General features: G+C 65.1%; 16 protein-coding genes. 8 read left to right on the top strand and 8 right to left on the bottom strand.

Translation table 11 applies throughout. The annotated features are described in order from the left end of the window. Nucleotides 1–85: 85 nt before the first annotated feature. The gene (locus BB934_RS17200; protein WP_099510731.1) at nt 86–958 is read right to left on the bottom strand and encodes a LysR family transcriptional regulator; all 873 of its coding nucleotides are present in this window, start codon (nt 956–958) and stop codon (nt 86–88) included. Nucleotides 959–1063: 105 nt separating this feature from the next. Between BB934_RS17200 and BB934_RS49125 the strand changes: the two genes are divergently transcribed. Continuing rightward, nucleotides 1064–1273, top strand: coding sequence for a YjiS-like domain-containing protein (locus tag BB934_RS49125; protein ID WP_237049997.1), 210 nt, complete (start codon nt 1064–1066; stop codon nt 1271–1273). Nucleotides 1274–1276: 3 nt separating this feature from the next. Here the strand turns inward: BB934_RS49125 and BB934_RS17190 are convergent, their stop codons facing one another. Continuing rightward, nucleotides 1277–2152 carry a lipid kinase gene (locus tag BB934_RS17190; RefSeq protein ID WP_099510730.1) on the bottom strand — a complete coding sequence of 292 codons (876 nt, stop codon included), beginning with the start codon at nt 2150–2152 and terminating at the stop codon, nt 1277–1279. Between the two features lie 255 nt (nt 2153–2407). On the opposite strand from BB934_RS17190, the gene gshB reads away from it, so the two are divergent. Next, entirely contained in the window at nt 2408–3352 is a 945-nt protein-coding gene (gene gshB, locus BB934_RS17185; protein ID WP_099510729.1) for a glutathione synthase, read from the top strand. Nucleotides 3353–3535: 183 nt separating this feature from the next. Here gshB and hemW read toward each other — a convergent pair whose 3' ends face one another. Then, a complete protein-coding gene (gene hemW / locus BB934_RS17180) occupies nt 3536–4696 on the bottom strand; it encodes a radical SAM family heme chaperone HemW (RefSeq protein WP_099512949.1) in 1161 nt (386 codons plus the stop codon). Between the two features lie 422 nt (nt 4697–5118). Between hemW and BB934_RS17175 the strand changes: the two genes are divergently transcribed. Both BB934_RS17175 and BB934_RS17170 read left to right on the top strand, forming a co-directional pair. After that, entirely contained in the window at nt 5119–5775 is a 657-nt protein-coding gene (locus BB934_RS17175) for a TetR/AcrR family transcriptional regulator (RefSeq protein WP_099510728.1), read from the top strand. A gap of 91 nt (nt 5776–5866) precedes the next feature. Continuing rightward, on the top strand, nt 5867–6346 hold the full coding sequence (locus tag BB934_RS17170; protein ID WP_099510727.1) for a DUF2852 domain-containing protein: 480 nt from the start codon (nt 5867–5869) through the stop codon (nt 6344–6346). A 215-nt stretch (nt 6347–6561) separates the two neighbouring features. Here BB934_RS17170 and BB934_RS17165 read toward each other — a convergent pair whose 3' ends face one another. Then, on the bottom strand, nt 6562–7197 hold the full coding sequence (locus tag BB934_RS17165) for a non-canonical purine NTP pyrophosphatase (RefSeq protein ID WP_099510726.1): 636 nt from the start codon (nt 7195–7197) through the stop codon (nt 6562–6564). 133 nt (nt 7198–7330) lie between these two features. Continuing rightward, on the bottom strand, nt 7331–8044 hold the full coding sequence (rph, locus tag BB934_RS17160) for a ribonuclease PH (RefSeq protein WP_099510725.1): 714 nt from the start codon (nt 8042–8044) through the stop codon (nt 7331–7333). A gap of 153 nt (nt 8045–8197) precedes the next feature. On the opposite strand from rph, the gene hrcA reads away from it, so the two are divergent. From hrcA to BB934_RS17140, 4 genes are all read left to right on the top strand, one after another. Next, the gene (gene hrcA / locus BB934_RS17155) at nt 8198–9289 is read left to right on the top strand and encodes a heat-inducible transcriptional repressor HrcA (RefSeq protein ID WP_099510724.1); all 1092 of its coding nucleotides are present in this window, start codon (nt 8198–8200) and stop codon (nt 9287–9289) included. Nucleotides 9290–9400: 111 nt separating this feature from the next. After that, a complete protein-coding gene (locus tag BB934_RS17150; RefSeq protein ID WP_099510723.1) occupies nt 9401–9793 on the top strand; it encodes a hypothetical protein in 393 nt (130 codons plus the stop codon). A 366-nt stretch (nt 9794–10159) separates the two neighbouring features. Next, complete coding sequence (gene lepA, locus BB934_RS17145; protein ID WP_099510722.1) at nt 10160–11965, top strand: translation elongation factor 4; 1806 nt, start codon at nt 10160–10162, stop codon at nt 11963–11965. Between the two features lie 256 nt (nt 11966–12221). Continuing rightward, nucleotides 12222–13457 (top strand): MFS transporter, encoded by a 1236-nt coding sequence (locus BB934_RS17140; protein WP_099510721.1) that lies wholly within the window; start codon nt 12222–12224, stop codon nt 13455–13457. A gap of 10 nt (nt 13458–13467) precedes the next feature. Here BB934_RS17140 and BB934_RS17135 read toward each other — a convergent pair whose 3' ends face one another. The 3 genes from BB934_RS17135 to BB934_RS17125 form a co-directional block, all read right to left on the bottom strand. After that, nucleotides 13468–14244 carry an SDR family oxidoreductase gene (locus tag BB934_RS17135; protein ID WP_099510720.1) on the bottom strand — a complete coding sequence of 259 codons (777 nt, stop codon included), beginning with the start codon at nt 14242–14244 and terminating at the stop codon, nt 13468–13470. 62 nt (nt 14245–14306) lie between these two features. Then, the gene (gene arsC, locus BB934_RS17130) at nt 14307–14732 is read right to left on the bottom strand and encodes an arsenate reductase (glutaredoxin) (RefSeq protein ID WP_099510719.1); all 426 of its coding nucleotides are present in this window, start codon (nt 14730–14732) and stop codon (nt 14307–14309) included. Between the two features lie 81 nt (nt 14733–14813). Further along, the gene (locus BB934_RS17125; protein WP_157934210.1) at nt 14814–15425 is read right to left on the bottom strand and encodes a hypothetical protein; all 612 of its coding nucleotides are present in this window, start codon (nt 15423–15425) and stop codon (nt 14814–14816) included. Between the last annotated feature and the right edge of the window lie 156 nt (nt 15426–15581).

The following is a 15581-nucleotide window of genomic DNA, read 5'->3' as shown; positions in this document are numbered from 1 at the left end:
GTTAGCGGTTATGGATTCCGGGCTCCGCTTACGCGGCCCCGGAAAGACAGTGGAGAATGCGGAAAGCGCCCTGGCCTCATGCTCCTTAAGCCGCCATCCGGTGCCGGTCTGCGACCGCCTCGCGGATATGCCGCGCCAGTTCCTGCACGACGTGGCTGCCGCCGTCGCGCGGCAGGTAGAGATTGACCATGAAGGGCGGAAGCGACGGCAGGCCGGATTCAGGGCCCAGCACCTCGAAGCCGTTCGGAATGGTCGAGGCCATCCACGCCATCACCGCGATGTCGGCGGCAACCGTCGCCACCTGAGCCGACGTGTTCGTGACCTCCGAGACCGAGCGCCATTCGATGCCGGCCTTCTGCAGCACCTCGCGGATCGGGGCGCGGAAGGCGCAGTCGGAGCAGCCGATGGAGACCGGCAGCGGACGCTGGCGCGCCGCATCGCCGCCGCGGGCGCCGACCCAGACGAGACGGTCCATGACGAGGTTCTCGCCATCGGCATCGCAGGCCATCTCGGTGGCGAGCACCACATCGACCTTGCCGCCATAGAGCTTCGAGCGGAGCGATGCGCTGGAGCCGCTGTTGAGCGAGATCTGCACGCGCGGGTAGCGGCGCGCGAAATCCTTGAGAAAGGTCGGCAGATAGGTGGTGATGATGTCGCTCGGGATGCCGAGCCGCACCTCACCCTCGAATTCCGGCGTGGTCATCTCGGTCCAGATTTCGTCATTCAAGGCCAGCATCCTTTTCGCCCGCCCGAAAAGGCGCTCGCCGGCGGTCGTGAGCTTCATGCCGCGCCGGTCGCGGGTGATGAGTTCCTCGCCGAGCGTCTCCTCGAGCCGCTTGATCTGCTGGCTCACGGCGGCCTGGGTCAGGTTGAGAACGCCGGTCGCGGCGGTCATTCCGCCGGCATCCACCACTGCCACGAAAGCCCTGAGAAGGCTGACATCGAGATTGCGTGCCATGGTCGGCCTCAATAAGTGATCGTTATTCTCAATATAATGAACATTCGTTTCACTTATGCAAGGCCTAGGCCCATCATCTTCTCATCGAACAAGAGGAGATGAGCCATGACCGCCTATTCCACCACCTGCGATTGGACCTCCGAGAAGCCGGCGCCCAAGAACTCGCGCATCAGGAGCTTCTTCGCGTCGCTCATGCATGAGATCGAGATCCGCCGGGCCCTGCGCGAGGTCGGCACCCTCGACGAGGCGGCCCTGCACGATATCGGCATCAGCCACGGCAACATCGAGGACGCCGTCCGCTGCGGCCGGCACTGAGTGCTAGGTCTTGGGTGCGAAGACAGTCACGGCCGCCGGCCGGATCGAGAAATGGGCGGGCGTCTGGGTCACGATCTCGCCATCCGCATTGACGGGCCTCGGCCTGCGCGTGCGAATGTCGAACTCCTGGGCCCGGACCGCCCGCACCTCTTCCCAGGCGCCATGCTGACCGTAGCGGAACGAGCGCGCCATCAGGGCGAGCTTCCAGGCGCGATCCAGCTCCAGGCTGTAGAGATCGAGATGCTGGTCGTCGATGGCCGCATCCTTTTCCACCGCATTGCCGCCGCCGTAGAAGCGCCCGTTGCCGACCGCAATCTGCAGGGTCCGCACGTGCACGGTTTCGGTGTCGCTGGCGATCGTCGCCCGGAATGGCTTTGCGTGTGCCAGAACGTTCAGGGCCACCAGGGCATAGCCGAGGCGCCCCCATCGGCGCTTGATGTCCCGCGTCAGCTTCTGCGCCAATTCCGCCGAGAGCCCGAGGCTCGCCACGTTGAAGAACGGCTCGCCATTGACGATGCCGAGATCGATCCTGCGGGTGATGCCATCGGCGATGACATCGGCGGCGCCATCGAGATCGAAGGGAATGCCGAGCGTTCGCGCAAGGTCGTTGGCCGTGCCCATCGGCAGGATCCCCAAGGGCAATCCCGCTTCGATGACGCCGAAGGCCGCCGCATTGATGGTGCCGTCGCCGCCCCCGACGATGGCGCAATCCACGTCCCTCGCATGCTCCACGATGAGCGGCGACAGGTCCTCCCGCCGGCCGCAATCTAGATGAACGGGCTCGATGCCATGATCCTTCAGGCGCTCCATGGCGATGTCGCACTGGGCGGCGCCGCTGCGGCTCTTGGTGTTGACGATCAGAAGGGCGCGGCGTGGCATGAAGCATCACATGGAAAAGCTTGAGGGGATCCGCAAGGGGCGGAGCGTAAGCGGGGCTGTTCGACAACACCGATCCCCTGCTTTCGTTCATTCGGGCGAGCCGAAGAGTTGCCATCCTGCCTTTTCAGGCCAATAACCCTGCTTCCCTAGAGCATTTTTCGGCGAAGTGGATCCGGTTCGCCGTCAAAAAATGCGGCAACCCAAAGTAAAGAGATGATTCCATGGCAATGGAAGCAGCTCCAGGAGGCCCGACCCATGACCCTCACCGTCGCGATCCAGATGGATCATATCCGCAGCATCAAGATCGCCGGCGATACGGGCTTTGCGCTGCTCCTCGAAGCCCAGCGGCGGGGGCATCGGGTGCTGCACTACACGCCGGACCGCCTGTCCCTGCGCGACGGCCAGGTGATCGCCATGGCGGAGACCATCGAGGCCCGCGACGTGGAGGGCGATCACTTCACCGTGGGCACGCCCGAGCGGATCGATCTGTCGACGGTGGATGCGGTGCTCATGCGCCAGGATCCGCCCTTCGATCTCGCCTACATCACCGCGACCCATTTCCTGGAGCGCATCCATCCGAAAACGCTCGTGGTCAACGATCCGACCCATGTGCGCAACGCGCCGGAAAAGATCTTCGTCACCAAGTTCCCGCACCTGATGCCGCCGACGCTGATCTCCCGCGACAAGGAGGAGATCGAGGAGTTCCGGCGCGAGCACGGCGAAGTGGTGATGAAGCCGCTCTACGGCCATGGCGGCGCCAGCGTGTTCAAGGTCGGGCGCGAGGACCCTAATTTCGGCTCGCTCTACGACCTGTTCGCTAACCTGTTCCGCGAGCCATGGGTGATCCAGCGCTTCCTGCCGAAGATCACGGAAGGCGACAAGCGCATCATCCTCATCGACGGCGAGGCGGCGGGCGCTATCAACCGCGTGCCGGCAGCGAATGACATCCGTTCCAACATGGTGCGCGGCGGCGCCGCGAAACCTACGGACCTGACGCCGCGCGAGCGCGAGATCTGCGAGACCATCGGCCCGGATCTCAAGCGCATGGGCCTCATTCTGGTGGGCATCGACGTGATCGACGGCAACCTCACCGAGATCAACGTGACGGCGCCGACAGGCGTTCGCGCCATCAAGCGCCTCGGCGGGCCGGATCTGGCGGTGACGGTGTGGGACGTGATCGAGGGCAAGATCAGGAAGTAGCTACGACGTCATCCGGACGCCGCAGGTGATCCGAGTTCCCGTAAAGAGCTTGGTGCGTGAACCTCAACGCTGTCATCCCCGCGAAGGCGGGGATCCATAACCGCTGACGGTCCCAAACTGGTCGAAGGTCGTGGTTATGGATCCCGGGCTCCGCTACGCGGCCCCGGAATGACATTGGCGTATTTAAGCCGCCAGTTCCGCGATCACCGCATTGAGCACCGGAAAGCCCTTGGGCGTCACCGCGAGGCGGGAGCCGTCGACCTGGATCAGGCCTTCCTCTTCGAGGATCCGTAAGCCGCGTTGATTGAGCGACTTGCCCGTGAACGCCTCGAAGCGGCGCGGATCGACGCCCTCCTTCAGACGCAACCCCATGAGCAGGAACTCGTCGCCCTCGGCCTCCGAGGTCAGAACCTCCTCGTCGATGATTCCGTGTCCCTCGCGCTCCACGAGCCCTAGCCACGTTTCCGGATGCTTCTCCGTCGCGGTGGCAAGGCGCGCATTGCCCGTCACCAGACGGCCATGGGCGCCCGGGCCGATGCCGGCATATTCGCCATAGCGCCAGTAGAGCAGGTTGTGGCGCGATTCAGCGCCGGGCCTGGCATGATTGGAAATCTCGTAGGACGGCAGCCCGTGCTTCTCGCAGGTTTCCTGCGTGATGTCGTAGAGCGCACGGCCCGTCTCCTCGTCCGGTACGGTGATCTTGCCGGCATCGTAGAGACGCTGGAACCAGGTGCCGGGCTCGATGGTGAGCTGGTAGAGCGAGAGGTGCTCGACCGCGTGGGCGATCGCCCGCTCCAGCTCCGCGCCCCATGCTTGGGGCGTCTGATCCGGACGGGCGTAGATCAGGTCGAAGGAGTAGCGCTCGAAGATGGAGGCCGCGATCTTCACCGCGCCCAGAGCCTCGTCGACGGAATGCATGCGGCCTAGGCGCTTCAGGTCGGGATCGTTGAGCGCCTGGACGCCGAGCGACACGCGATTGATGCCGGCCGCCCGGTAGCCGCGAAAGCGCTCGGCCTCGACGCTGGTGGGATTGGCCTCAAGGGTGACTTCGGCGTTGGGATCGATGGCCCAGGCGCCGCCGACGGCATCGAGGATCGCGCCCACGGTCTCCGGCTTCATGAGCGAGGGCGTGCCGCCGCCGAAAAAGATGCTCGTGACCGTCCGCCCCGGAATGCGCGCGGCCGTATGGGCGATCTCGCGCCGGAAGGCGGCGAGAAACCGCTCCTGGTCCACCGGCTGGTGGCGGACATGGCTGTTGAAGTCGCAATAGGGACATTTGGAGGCGCAGAACGGCCAATGGACATAGATTCCAAAGCCCACATCGCGCGTCGGATGATCGATCATGAGGCGTATATGGCAGGTCGAAGGGGGAACGTCACGGGTGGCGATGTCGCGATTCAAGCTTCCCTCCACCTTGCGGGGAGGGATTGAGGGTGGGGGTCGTAAAGTCGGAGCGCTGTGCTTTGTAGCTCTCTCGACGTCATCACCGGCCTTGTGCCGGTGATCTCGATTAAGAAAAGCGCTGAGCTCCACCGTATTGGGATGGCCGGCACAAGGCCGGTGATGACGTAGCGGGTATGACGGGACGGACTCGCCCCGTCATACCACCCCCACCCCTGCCTCTGCCCGCAAGGGGGAGGGAAACGGCGCTCAAAATTTTCCGGATCTCTCCCCTCACGTGGTTGTTCACTCCTATGGAGCCATCGGTTCTGGCTTCCGCAGCGGCGGGGACTTAAGATCGCTGGGTAGAGCAGTAGGAATCCACCATGCGGCATTGGCGCGGCCCGTTCGACCGGCAGGGCTATCACCACGGCAATCTGAAGGAGGCGCTGATCGAGGCGGCGCAGCGCTTCATTGCCGAGCGCGGGATCGGCGGGTTCACCCTGGCCGATGCGGCCAAGCTCGTGGGCGTCACCCCGGCTGCGCTCTACCGCCATTTCCGCGGCCGCGACGCCCTGGTGGCCGAGGTCGCCTTCCGCGGCTATGACGAGCTCGCCAAGCGCCTCGGGCGGGCCCTGCAAGGCGAAGGCACCGCCCTCGAGCGCTTCACCCGCATGGGCGAGGCCTATCTCGCCTTCGCCGAGCAGGAGCCGGGCTTCTACGCTGCCATGTTCTCGGCGAAGCCCGCCGAGAGCGAGGCCTCCTGCGGGCCGTTCTGGGCCAAGGCTGTGGAAAGCGGGGGCAAGCCTGCCGGCACCGCCTTCGACTTCCTGGTAAAGGCCCTTTCGGAAACCTTCCCGGAGGGTTTTCAGAACGTCGACGTACGCTTCATCGCCATCGAGGTCTGGGCCCTCTCCCACGGGATCGCCACCCTCGATGCCGCCGGACAGTTGCCGAAAGGCCCTGGCCTGCCGGACAAGTACGAACTCCTGCGCGCCGGCGTCCTCGCCCTCGTTCATGGCGCCCTGAAAGGCAAAGCGTAGGCTTCGTCCGATTTTTCGCAGCCTCTCTCTTGAAAGCGCCAAAATCGATCCGCATGTTAATGTTGTTAGCATTAACATAGGACCCATCTCGATGTCTGATACTGCCTCCGCCGCCTGGAATGCGGGCCCGCACGCGGGTCCCTGGAACCAGGGCGCTCACCGCCGCTGCGGGCGCAAGCCCGGCCGCGGACTGGAGATCGCCGGCATCATCCTGGGCTTCATCTTCGTCTGGCCGCTCGCTCTGGCCTATCTGGTGTGGAAAATGTGTGGATATCCGAAATACGACGAGGCCAAGGCCTTCCTGAATGAGACCTTCGGCCGGGCCAAGGACGACCTCTTCCGATCCCGCGGCCCCGCCGGCTTCGGCTTCGCCAGCACCGGCAACGCGGCTTTCGACGATTATCGCCGCAGCGAGCTCGAGCGCCTCGAGGAAGAGCGCCGCAAGCTCGACGAGGAAGCCCGCGACTTCCGCAACTTCGTCGAGGAGCTGAAGCGGGCCAAGGACCGCGAGGAGTTCGACGCCTACATGGCCAAGCGCCGCAGCGCCGGCAACGGTACGGCGAACGCCTGATCGGCCTCATAAGCCAAGCGGAGCGCCCTTCGGGGCGCTCTTTTCTTTTGAGGGGCTTTTCTCACTGTCATTCCGGGGCGCGCCTTTGGCGCGAGCCCGGAATCCATAACCACGACGTGTCAGGAATCGACGATCAGCGTCGTGTCCGCTTCTGCGGTGTTAGCGGTTATGGATTCCAGGCCCCGCTGCGCGGCCCCGGAATGACAGTAGCGAGTTCATCCCTTCTTCAGACACCCCGCCGCGAGCTTCACGAAGGCCCGCGCCCGATGCGAGAGGCCGGAGGGCTCCGGCTTCGACCAGTCGATGCCGTGCTTCTCGTCCGAGGAGATTTCGCCGAAGGTCTCAGCAAAGCCGTCGGGCTGGAACATGGGATCGTAGCCAAAACCCTTGTCGCCGCGCGGCGGCCAGACCACCTCGCCGAAGATGCGGCCTTCGAACAGCTCCTCGTGCCCGTCGGGCCAGGCGATGACGAGGGCGGAGACGAAATGGGCTTTGGAATCCGTCGCCTCGCGCTTGTCGAGCTCGCGCTTCACCCGTTCCATGGCGGCGTAAAAATCCCGCTTCGGCCCGGCCCAATCGGCCGTGAACAGGCCCGGCGCGCCGTCGAGCGCATGGACGCAGAGCCCGGAATCGTCCGAGAGCGCCGGCAGCCCCGTGGCCTTGGCGGCGGCATGCGCCTTGATGGCGGCATTCTCGGCGAACATGTGGCCCGTCTCGTCGGGCACGGGCAGGCCGAGCGCGCCGGCCGACACCGCCTCCACCCCGAACGGCGCCAGCAGCTCCTGCATCTCGCGCAGCTTGCCGGCATTGTGGGTGGCGATCACGACCTTACCGGTCAGGGGACGATGCATATCAAATTCTCCAGGCAAACAATGTCATTCCCGGCCGAAGCGCAGCGGAGGGGAAGGGAATCGACCCGCATGCTCGGCGTTACGGATCCCCTCCCGGCCTTCGGCCGCCGGGGATGACATAAAGGGCCGTGCCTTAAGCCACGGCCTTCTTCTGCAGATCGACGAGCTGCGCCACGCCCGCCTTGGCAAGACGCAGGAGGTTCAGGAATTCCTCTTCCGAGAACGGCTTGCCCTCGGCGGTGCCCTGGACCTCGACGATGCCGCCCGAGCCGGTGATCACGAAGTTGGCGTCGGTCTCGGCGGCGGAATCCTCGGCGTAGTCGAGGTCGAGCACCGGCTTGCCCTGGTAGATGCCGCAGGAGATCGCGGCGACGGGCTCGCGCAGCGGGTTGATCGAGATGATCGAGCGGTTCTGCATCCAGGTGAAGCACTCGTGCAGGGCCACCCAGGCGCCGGTGATGGAAGCGGTGCGGGTGCCGCCATCGGCCTGGATCACGTCACAATCGACCACGATCTGCTTCTCGCCGATGGCGGGCAGGTTGACGACAGCGCGGAGCGAGCGGCCGATCAGGCGCTGGATCTCCTGCGTGCGGCCCGAAGGTTTGCCGGAATTGACCTCGCGGCGGGTGCGCTCGTGGGTGGCGCGGGGCAGCATGGAATATTCCGCCGTCACCCAGCCACGGCCGGTGCCGCGCAACCACGGCGGGCCTTTTTCCTCGAGCGAGGCGGTGCAGATCACCTTGGTGTTGCCGAAGGAGACGAGGCAGGAGCCTTCCGCATAGCGCGCAACCCCGCGTTCCAGGGTCACGGGACGCAGTTCGTCGGGGGCGCGGTTGGACGGGCGCATGGCGGGTTTCTCCTTGAGGACTTAGTGATTCCACGCCTGTTTGGAGCGCCGCGGCTCTTTGCGCAAGGGTCAAGCCTTGCCTAAAGGCCCGCTGACCCGCACATAATGCTGACCTGCAGGGTCCTATTGTCGAAAGAGCGTAGAACGCGTCGGATGCATGCAACCGGTTCCTTTTCCCACCTGTCGGAAGCCCGCGCCATCGCGGAGCTGAACGACCGCTCCCGGGAAATCTTCCGCCAGATCGTCGAGAGCTATCTGACGACCGGCGAGCCCGTGGGCTCGCGCCATCTCTCGCGCATCCTGCCCATGGCGCTCTCCCCCGCCTCGATCCGCAACGTGATGGCCGATCTCGAGGCGGCGGGGCTGATCTTCGCACCCCATACCAGCGCCGGGCGCCTGCCGACGGAAACGGGCCTGCGCTTCTTCGTCGATGCCATGATGGAGATCGGCGACGTCACCTCCGACGAGCGCGCGCGCATCGAGGCGCAGATGCGGGCCGCTGCCTCCGGCCACACCCTGGAAACGGCCCTGGCCGAAGCCTCGGCCATGCTGTCGGGCGTTTCGCGCGGGGCCGGCGTGGTCGTGACCTCGAAGTCCAATGCGCGCCTCAAGCATATCGAATTCGTGCGGCTCGATCCGGCCCGCGCTCTGGTGGTGCTCGTCTCCGAGGACGGCTCGGTGGAGAACCGCCTCCTCGACCTGCCGGCCGGCCTTCCGGCAGGCGCCCTGGTGGAGGCCGGCAACTTCCTCAACGCCCGCATCCAGGGCAAGACGCTCGGCGACATCAAGCGCGAGGTCGTGGCGCGCCGCGGCGACATGGAGCGCGAGCTCGATGTCCTCACCGCCCGGCTCGTCGAGGCAGGGCTTGCCACCACGGCAGGTCCCGCGGATTCCCGCCAGCTCATCGTGCGCGGCCAGGCCAATCTCCTCGACGATTTGAAGGCGGTCGAGGACCTGGAGCGCATCCGCCTGCTCTTCTCCGATCTCGAGACCCAGACCGACGTGATCGACCTCCTGAGCCGGGCCGAGGGCGGCGAAGGCGTGCGCATCTTCATCGGCTCGGAGAACAAGCTGTTCTCGCTCTCCGGCTCCTCGATGATCGCGGCTCCGTTCCGCAACGGCAGCCAGAAGATCGTCGGCGTTCTCGGCGTGATCGGCCCAACGCGCCTGAACTATGCCCGGATCGTGCCGATGGTGGACTACACCGCCAAGGTGATCTCGCGCATCCTGGAACAGGGCCGATAGGGCCCCGCTTCACGACATAAAGCCGCGATATAAGGAAACCATCTCACGCTCAGGCGTTAAGCCTCCTGTCCGCGAAAGCGGCCTCTATTCCCATCGATTCAGGAGGTTTCCTTGAAGACCTTGAAGATTCTCGCCACAACCGGCCTCGTGATGCTCGGCACCGTCGGCCTTGCGCAGGCTCAGACCAGCGGCACACCCGGCTCGCTCTTCCCGAATGCCGCTCCGCACGAGATTCAGACGATCAACGGCGTTCCCTGCCGCACCATTCTCGACCGAGAGAGCAACCAGCGCATTCCGGTGCAATGCGCTGTTCCGTCCGGGATGGTCGGCATGGATCCGATGACCACCGGCAGCGTTCTCGTCGCTCCTCGCGCCGGGGCGCCCGTCGCCGGAACGCCGGCCTCCGCCTTCCCGACCGAAATCCGCATGTTCAACGGCGTTCCGTGCCGCACCGTCCTGGTCCAGGGCACCGATCAGCGCGTTCCCGTGGAGTGCGCCCGCTAAGCTCGTTCTGAGGTCTGCCTCGTAAAGCGCGACTTCCTCTCCTCCCCTCAAGCCTCGGGCTTGCCCGAGACTTGTCTTTGACCTGCCGCAAGTTGGGAACACCCGACTTGCGGTGGGGAGGAGTTGGAGGTGGGGGTGTGAGCGATAGCCTATGAAGGTTGGGCGCCTACACCCCCACCCTTTATCCCTCCCCACAAGGGGGAGGGAGAAGGCGCCTGAGCCTCTCAACGAATGACGAGCCACCCTCTCCTCTTCCTGCTTCTCCGCTTCCCTCACCCAGCCGGCGACCTGCGCGACACCGGCCTCCCTTGGCTTTGGGGGGCTGCCCTGCTATTGCGGCCTGACCATTCTTATATTTGAAGAATTATGACCGCACGCACCTTCGACAACATCCGCAACTTCTCCATCGTGGCCCATATCGACCACGGCAAGTCGACGCTCGCCGATCGCCTGATCCAGGCGACGGGGGCGCTCTCCGCCCGCGAGATGACGGAGCAGGTGCTCGACAACATGGATATCGAGCGCGAGCGCGGCATCACCATCAAGGCGCAGACCGTGCGCCTGGAATACAAGGCCGAGGACGGCAAGACCTATATCCTGAACCTGATGGACACCCCCGGCCACGTGGACTTCGCCTACGAGGTCTCGCGCTCGCTAGCCGCCTGCGAAGGCTCGCTGCTGGTGGTCGATGCGAGCCAGGGCGTGGAGGCGCAGACGCTCGCCAACGTCTATCAGGCCATCGACGCCAACCACGAGATCGTCCCCGTCCTCAACAAGATCGACCTGCCCGCCGCCGATCCGGACCGGATCAAGGAGCAGATCGAGGAGGTGATCGGCATCGATGCCTCGGAGGCCGTGCCGATCTCGGCCAAGACCGGCCTCAACATCGAGGGCGTGCTGGAGGCCATCGTCAAGAAACTCCCGCCGCCCAAGGGCGACCCGAACGCGCCGCTCAAAGCCCTGCTCGTCGATTCCTGGTACGACGCCTATCTCGGCGTCGTCGTGCTCGTGCGCATCGTCGACGGCACCATGAAGAAGGGCCAGACCATCAAGATGATGGGCACCGGCGCTGCCTACGGCCTCGACCGCGTCGGCGTGTTCTCGCCGAAGATGCAGGAAATGGCCCAGCTCGGCCCCGGCGAAGTCGGCTTCTTCACCGCCTCGATCAAGGAAGTGGCCGATACCCGCGTCGGCGACACGATCACCGACGAGCGCAAGCCCACGGCGCAGGCGCTGCCCGGCTTCAAGCCCGTGCAGCCGGTGGTGTTCTGCGGCCTCTTCCCGGTCGACGCCGCCGATTTCGAGAACCTGCGCGGCGCCATGGGCAAACTGCGCCTCAACGATGCGAGCTTCTCCTACGAGATGGAAACCTCGGCCGCGCTCGGCTTCGGCTTCCGCTGCGGCTTCCTCGGCCTGCTGCATCTCGAGATCATCCAGGAGCGCCTGGAGCGCGAGTTCAATCTCGACCTCATCTCGACCGCGCCTTCGGTGGTGTACCATCTCAAGCTGCGCGACGGCACGACCATGGAGTTGCACAACCCGGCCGACATGCCGGATGTGATGAAGATCGAAACCATCGAGGAGCCGTGGATCCGCGCCACTATCCTCACGCCCGACGATTATCTCGGCGCCGTGCTCAAGCTCTGCCAGGATCGGCGCGGCGTCCAGATCGACCTCAACTATGTCGGCAAGCGAGCCATGGTGGTCTATGACCTGCCGCTCAACGAGGTGGTGTTCGACTTCTACGACCGGCTGAAATCCGTCTCGAAGGGCTACGCTTCCTTCGACTACCACATCTCAGACTATCGCGAGGGCGACCTCGTGAAGATGTCGGTGCTGGTGAACGGCGAGCCGGTGGACGCGCTCTCGATGCTGGTGCACCGCGACCGCGCCGAAGGCCGTGGCCGCGCCATGTGCGAGAAGCTGAAGGAACTGATCCCGCCGCACATGTTCCAGATCCCGGTGCAGGCGGCCATCGGCGGCAAGATCATCGCCCGCGAGACCATCCGTGCGCTGCGCAAGGATGTGACCGCCAAGTGCTACGGCGGCGACGCTTCCCGCAAGCGCAAGCTGCTCGACAAGCAGAAGGAAGGCAAGAAGCGGATGCGCCAATACGGCAAGGTCGACATCCCGCAGGAAGCCTTCATCGCGGCATTGAAGATGGATACCTGATCCAGACCATCTGACAGGATTTACAAGGCCCAGCTCGCGAGCTGGGCCTTTTCTTTTGTTGTCGCACCGCAACAATAAACCCTGGAACATCCCCCTGCCCCCTGAGTTCAACCCAGGCACGGGGCTCGAAGTCCTCCATGGTCGAATGCCTGCAGAACGGCCCTGTCCGAGGCCGGGCTTCTGCATGTTCACATCACCCGGATGGCCCCGTCGACCGCATATCCGAACCACAGGATCTCGCGTCACAGGAGAGCCCATGTCTTCGTCCCTGCGGACCACGCTGCCGACCCTTTTCGCGCTTCTTCTCGGCTATGCCCTCATGCAGGTCGGAAACACCCTGCAAGGCACGCTGCTCAGCGTGCGCGGGAGCATCGAGCAGTTCACGCCGACGGAGATCGGCGCCGTGGGCGCCGCGTTCTGGGCCGGCATCGTCCTCGGTTCGCTCTATGCCGGGCGCGTGATCCAGCAGGTGGGGCATACGCGCACTTTCGCAGCGCTGGCGGCCGTGGCTGCATCGACCGCGCTGCTGCACCTGCTCGTGATCAGTCCGGCCGTATGGATCGCGGCGCGCGGGCTGACCGGCTTCTGCTTCGCGGGCCTGTTCATCGTCGTCGAAAGCTGGCTCAACGCCTCCGCCAGCGCACAGACGCGCGGGCAGGTCCTCAGCGTCTACGGGATGACCGGTCTCGTCGCCGGGATCGGCGGGCAGATGCTGCTGCCCACGGGCGATCCCTATGGCTACAAGCTGTTCTGCTTCGTCGCCATCCTGATCTCGCTTGCCCTGGTGCCTCCGGCCCTGTCGCGGGCGAGTGCGCCGGTTCATGCGGTGAGCGACACGAAGATCAACCTGATGCAGCTCTACCGGCAATCGCCCTTCGGCGTGGTGGCAGCGGTTCTGTGCGGCATCACCACCAGCTCGTTCTTCGCGCTCGGGCCGATCTGGGCGCAGGAGCGCGGATTGGACACGGCGGAGATCGCCCTCTTCATGACCTTCGGCACGCTCGGCGGCTTTCTCACCACCTGGCCCCTGGGCTGGCTCTCCGACCGCATGGATCGCCGCCATGTGATCGTCGGCACCGCTGCCATGGCGGCGGCGATCATGCTCGCGCTCATCCACTTCGTGCCGCTCACGGTGCCGGTTTGGCTCGTCTTCGTCTACGTGAGCATTTTCGGCGGCAGCGTCATCCCCACCTACAGCATCGTCACGGCGCATGTGAACGACATGGTCAGGCCCGGCGAGTTCGTGGCCGCGGCGGGCGGTCTGCTGATCTTGTTGGGCGTCGGCGCCACCATCGGTCCCGTGATCGCCGGCATGGCCATGACGCAGTTCGGACGCCTCGGACTTCTCTATGTGGTCATCGTCGCCCAGGCTCTGATGGCGATCTGGGGCGCCTATCGCAGCCTGCAGCGCGCTTCGCCTCCAACGGAGGAAAAGGAGACCTTCGTTCCCGAGCCGACGATCCCCGTGGGCACACGGCTGGAGGCGTCCTAGAGCATAGAGCCTACACGACGAGCGATTGTGCGCCGTCGATCCACACCGGCGTGCCGGTGATGTGGCGCGCGCGGTCGGAGGCGAGGAAGAGCACGAGTTCCGCCACCTCATCGCTCGTTCCGGGGATGTCGTCGGTGAGCGGAATCCGGTCCTCGTTGAAGTCGGCGACTCCCGCTTCCTGCGTGTGCCGCTTCTCCGTATTGTCCGTGATCGCCGTGTCGATCTTGCCGGGGCAGACCGCGTTCACGCGGATCCTGTGCTTGGCGAGTTCGACCGCCAGCATCTGCACCATCGCCACCTGCCCGGCCTTGGTGGCGGAATAGGCCGTCGCGCCAGCGCTCGTGAAGGTGCGGGTTCCATTGATCGAGGCGGTGACCATGATCGAGCCGCCCTCCTTCTTGAGATGCGGCACGGCGTGATGAAGCGTGAGATAGGTGCCGCGCAGGTTGATGGCGATGGTGCGGTCCCACTCGGCCGGCTGCAGCTCGTCGATGGGAGCCCAGACGCCGTTGATGCCGGCATTGGCGAAGACGATGTCGAGCCTGCCATAGGCCTGCACGAGATCGGCCACGGCTTGCCTCATCTGCCCGTCATCCGCCACGTCGGCGACGAGCGGGATCGCCTTGCCGCCGGCCCGCTCGATCTCATCGGCGGTCTCGCGGATCTCGGCTTCCGTGCGGCTCAGCACGCCGACCGCAGCGCCCTCGCGCGCGAAGAGCAGGGCCGCCGCCTTGCCGATGCCCGATCCCGCGCCGGTGACGAGCGCGACCTTGCCTTGCAGTTCCATGGCTTTGCCTTTCCTTGGGTTCTGTTCCTGAATCGGAGGTCGGACCGCTGCTTCCCGTTGCCTCAGGCGATCCCGATGCGCCGTCCCGCGGAATCGACCACGGGCTCGCCGTCCTCCTTCGTGAACTCTCCTTGCTGCGGCGGCAGGAGGTCGAGCACGGTTTCGGACGGGCGGCAGAGCCTGACGCCGAGCGGTGTGACCACGATGGGGCGCTCGATCAGGATCGGGTGCTCCATCATCGCATCGAGCAGCCTCTCATCGCTCAATGCGGGATCGTCGAGCCCGAGCTCGTGAAAGGGCGTGCCCTTCTTTCGCATCACCTCACGAACGTCGACGCCCATGCGCTCGATCAGCTGGCGCAGGAGCAGGCGCGTCGGCGGGGATTTGAGATACTCGACGATATGCGGCTCGATCCCCGCATTGCGAATGAGGCCGAGGGTGTTGCGCGAGGTTCCGCATTGCGGATTGTGGTAGATGATCACGTCCATGGCAGATCCTCGAAAGGCAGATGAGGGCGGCTTTCTTCATGCCACCGGGCTTGCTGAAAGGCCATTGCCTGCCTCTCTAAATCAGCCCTGGCAGGACGCCCTGCCCTGTACCCGCAGCCGCGCGAGCACCCGCGCGGCAAGAGCGTCGTAGGCCTCTCGCGTTTCGACGCCGGAGAGGGAAAGTTCGAGCACCCATGCGTTCGAGAGCGGCACGATCAGCGTTTCGACCGTCATGGCGTGAGAGGCCATCGGCAGATTGGCGTCGACCCAGGTCGCGGACCAGCGGGTCGCACCGGCATCGGTGGACTGGGACACCGATTGTGCGGGACGCCCGAGCAGATCCTCATAATCCTGCTGGAGGGCAGCGGCATCGCGGCTGGCGAGATCGGGTTGAGGCAGGGCGCTCAGCTCCTCCGCCGAGCGCAGACCGAGTGCGAGGGACGCATCCGAGCGCACGGCCTTCAGGCCCCCTTCGGTCCGCCGCCATTCTTCCGGCAGGGACAGCGAGAAGCAGAGGTCGGGCGCAGCCTTGCCGGTCACCAGCGTCTGCTGTGCGGCGGCGTTGAAGCGCGCCTCGATGGCTTGGTTCGGAACGCTCGCATCGAGCGGATCGCTGGATGCATGCGCAAGGGAGGCTCCGGCAAGTCCTGCCAGAACAATGGCCCCGCGCGGCCATGCCCTCCACCCCGTCATGCTGTGCACCATGGCCTCCAGCGAACCCTCATATCCATGGCAACGCAGGCGAAGCGCAACGGTTGCCTGTTAAAGCCACGCTTTTGCGTCGGCTAGCGACCGCAAGCCGACGACGGCAACAAAAAGGCGGGTTTGGGCTCGCCTCTCCTTTGTCCG

The sequence above is a fragment of the Microvirga ossetica genome (assembly GCF_002741015.1).
Taxonomy (GTDB): Bacteria; Pseudomonadota; Alphaproteobacteria; order Rhizobiales; family Beijerinckiaceae; genus Microvirga; species Microvirga ossetica.
This window is presented reverse-complemented; position numbering and strand designations above follow the sequence as displayed.

Excerpts from the sequence above, each read along its gene's own strand:
- arsC (WP_099510719.1), bottom strand. The coding sequence starts at position 14,732 with ATGGACGTGATCATCTACCACAATCCGCAATGCGGAACCTCGCGCAAC.
- BB934_RS49125 (WP_237049997.1), top strand. The coding sequence starts at position 1,064 with ATGACCGCCTATTCCACCACCTGCGATTGGACCTCCGAGAAGCCGGCG.
- BB934_RS17175 (WP_099510728.1), top strand. The coding sequence starts at position 5,119 with ATGCGGCATTGGCGCGGCCCGTTCGACCGGCAGGGCTATCACCACGGC.
- hrcA (WP_099510724.1), top strand. The coding sequence starts at position 8,198 with ATGCATGCAACCGGTTCCTTTTCCCACCTGTCGGAAGCCCGCGCCATC.
- BB934_RS17165 (WP_099510726.1), bottom strand. The coding sequence starts at position 7,197 with ATGCATCGTCCCCTGACCGGTAAGGTCGTGATCGCCACCCACAATGCC.
- rph (WP_099510725.1), bottom strand. The coding sequence starts at position 8,044 with ATGCGCCCGTCCAACCGCGCCCCCGACGAACTGCGTCCCGTGACCCTG.
- BB934_RS17200 (WP_099510731.1), bottom strand. The coding sequence starts at position 958 with ATGGCACGCAATCTCGATGTCAGCCTTCTCAGGGCTTTCGTGGCAGTG.
- BB934_RS17140 (WP_099510721.1), top strand. The coding sequence starts at position 12,222 with ATGTCTTCGTCCCTGCGGACCACGCTGCCGACCCTTTTCGCGCTTCTT.
- BB934_RS17135 (WP_099510720.1), bottom strand. The coding sequence starts at position 14,244 with ATGGAACTGCAAGGCAAGGTCGCGCTCGTCACCGGCGCGGGATCGGGC.
- BB934_RS17125 (WP_157934210.1), bottom strand. The coding sequence starts at position 15,425 with ATGACGGGGTGGAGGGCATGGCCGCGCGGGGCCATTGTTCTGGCAGGA.
- BB934_RS17170 (WP_099510727.1), top strand. The coding sequence starts at position 5,867 with ATGTCTGATACTGCCTCCGCCGCCTGGAATGCGGGCCCGCACGCGGGT.
- lepA (WP_099510722.1), top strand. The coding sequence starts at position 10,160 with ATGACCGCACGCACCTTCGACAACATCCGCAACTTCTCCATCGTGGCC.
- hemW (WP_099512949.1), bottom strand. The coding sequence starts at position 4,696 with ATGATCGATCATCCGACGCGCGATGTGGGCTTTGGAATCTATGTCCAT.
- gshB (WP_099510729.1), top strand. The coding sequence starts at position 2,408 with ATGACCCTCACCGTCGCGATCCAGATGGATCATATCCGCAGCATCAAG.
- BB934_RS17190 (WP_099510730.1), bottom strand. The coding sequence starts at position 2,152 with ATGCCACGCCGCGCCCTTCTGATCGTCAACACCAAGAGCCGCAGCGGC.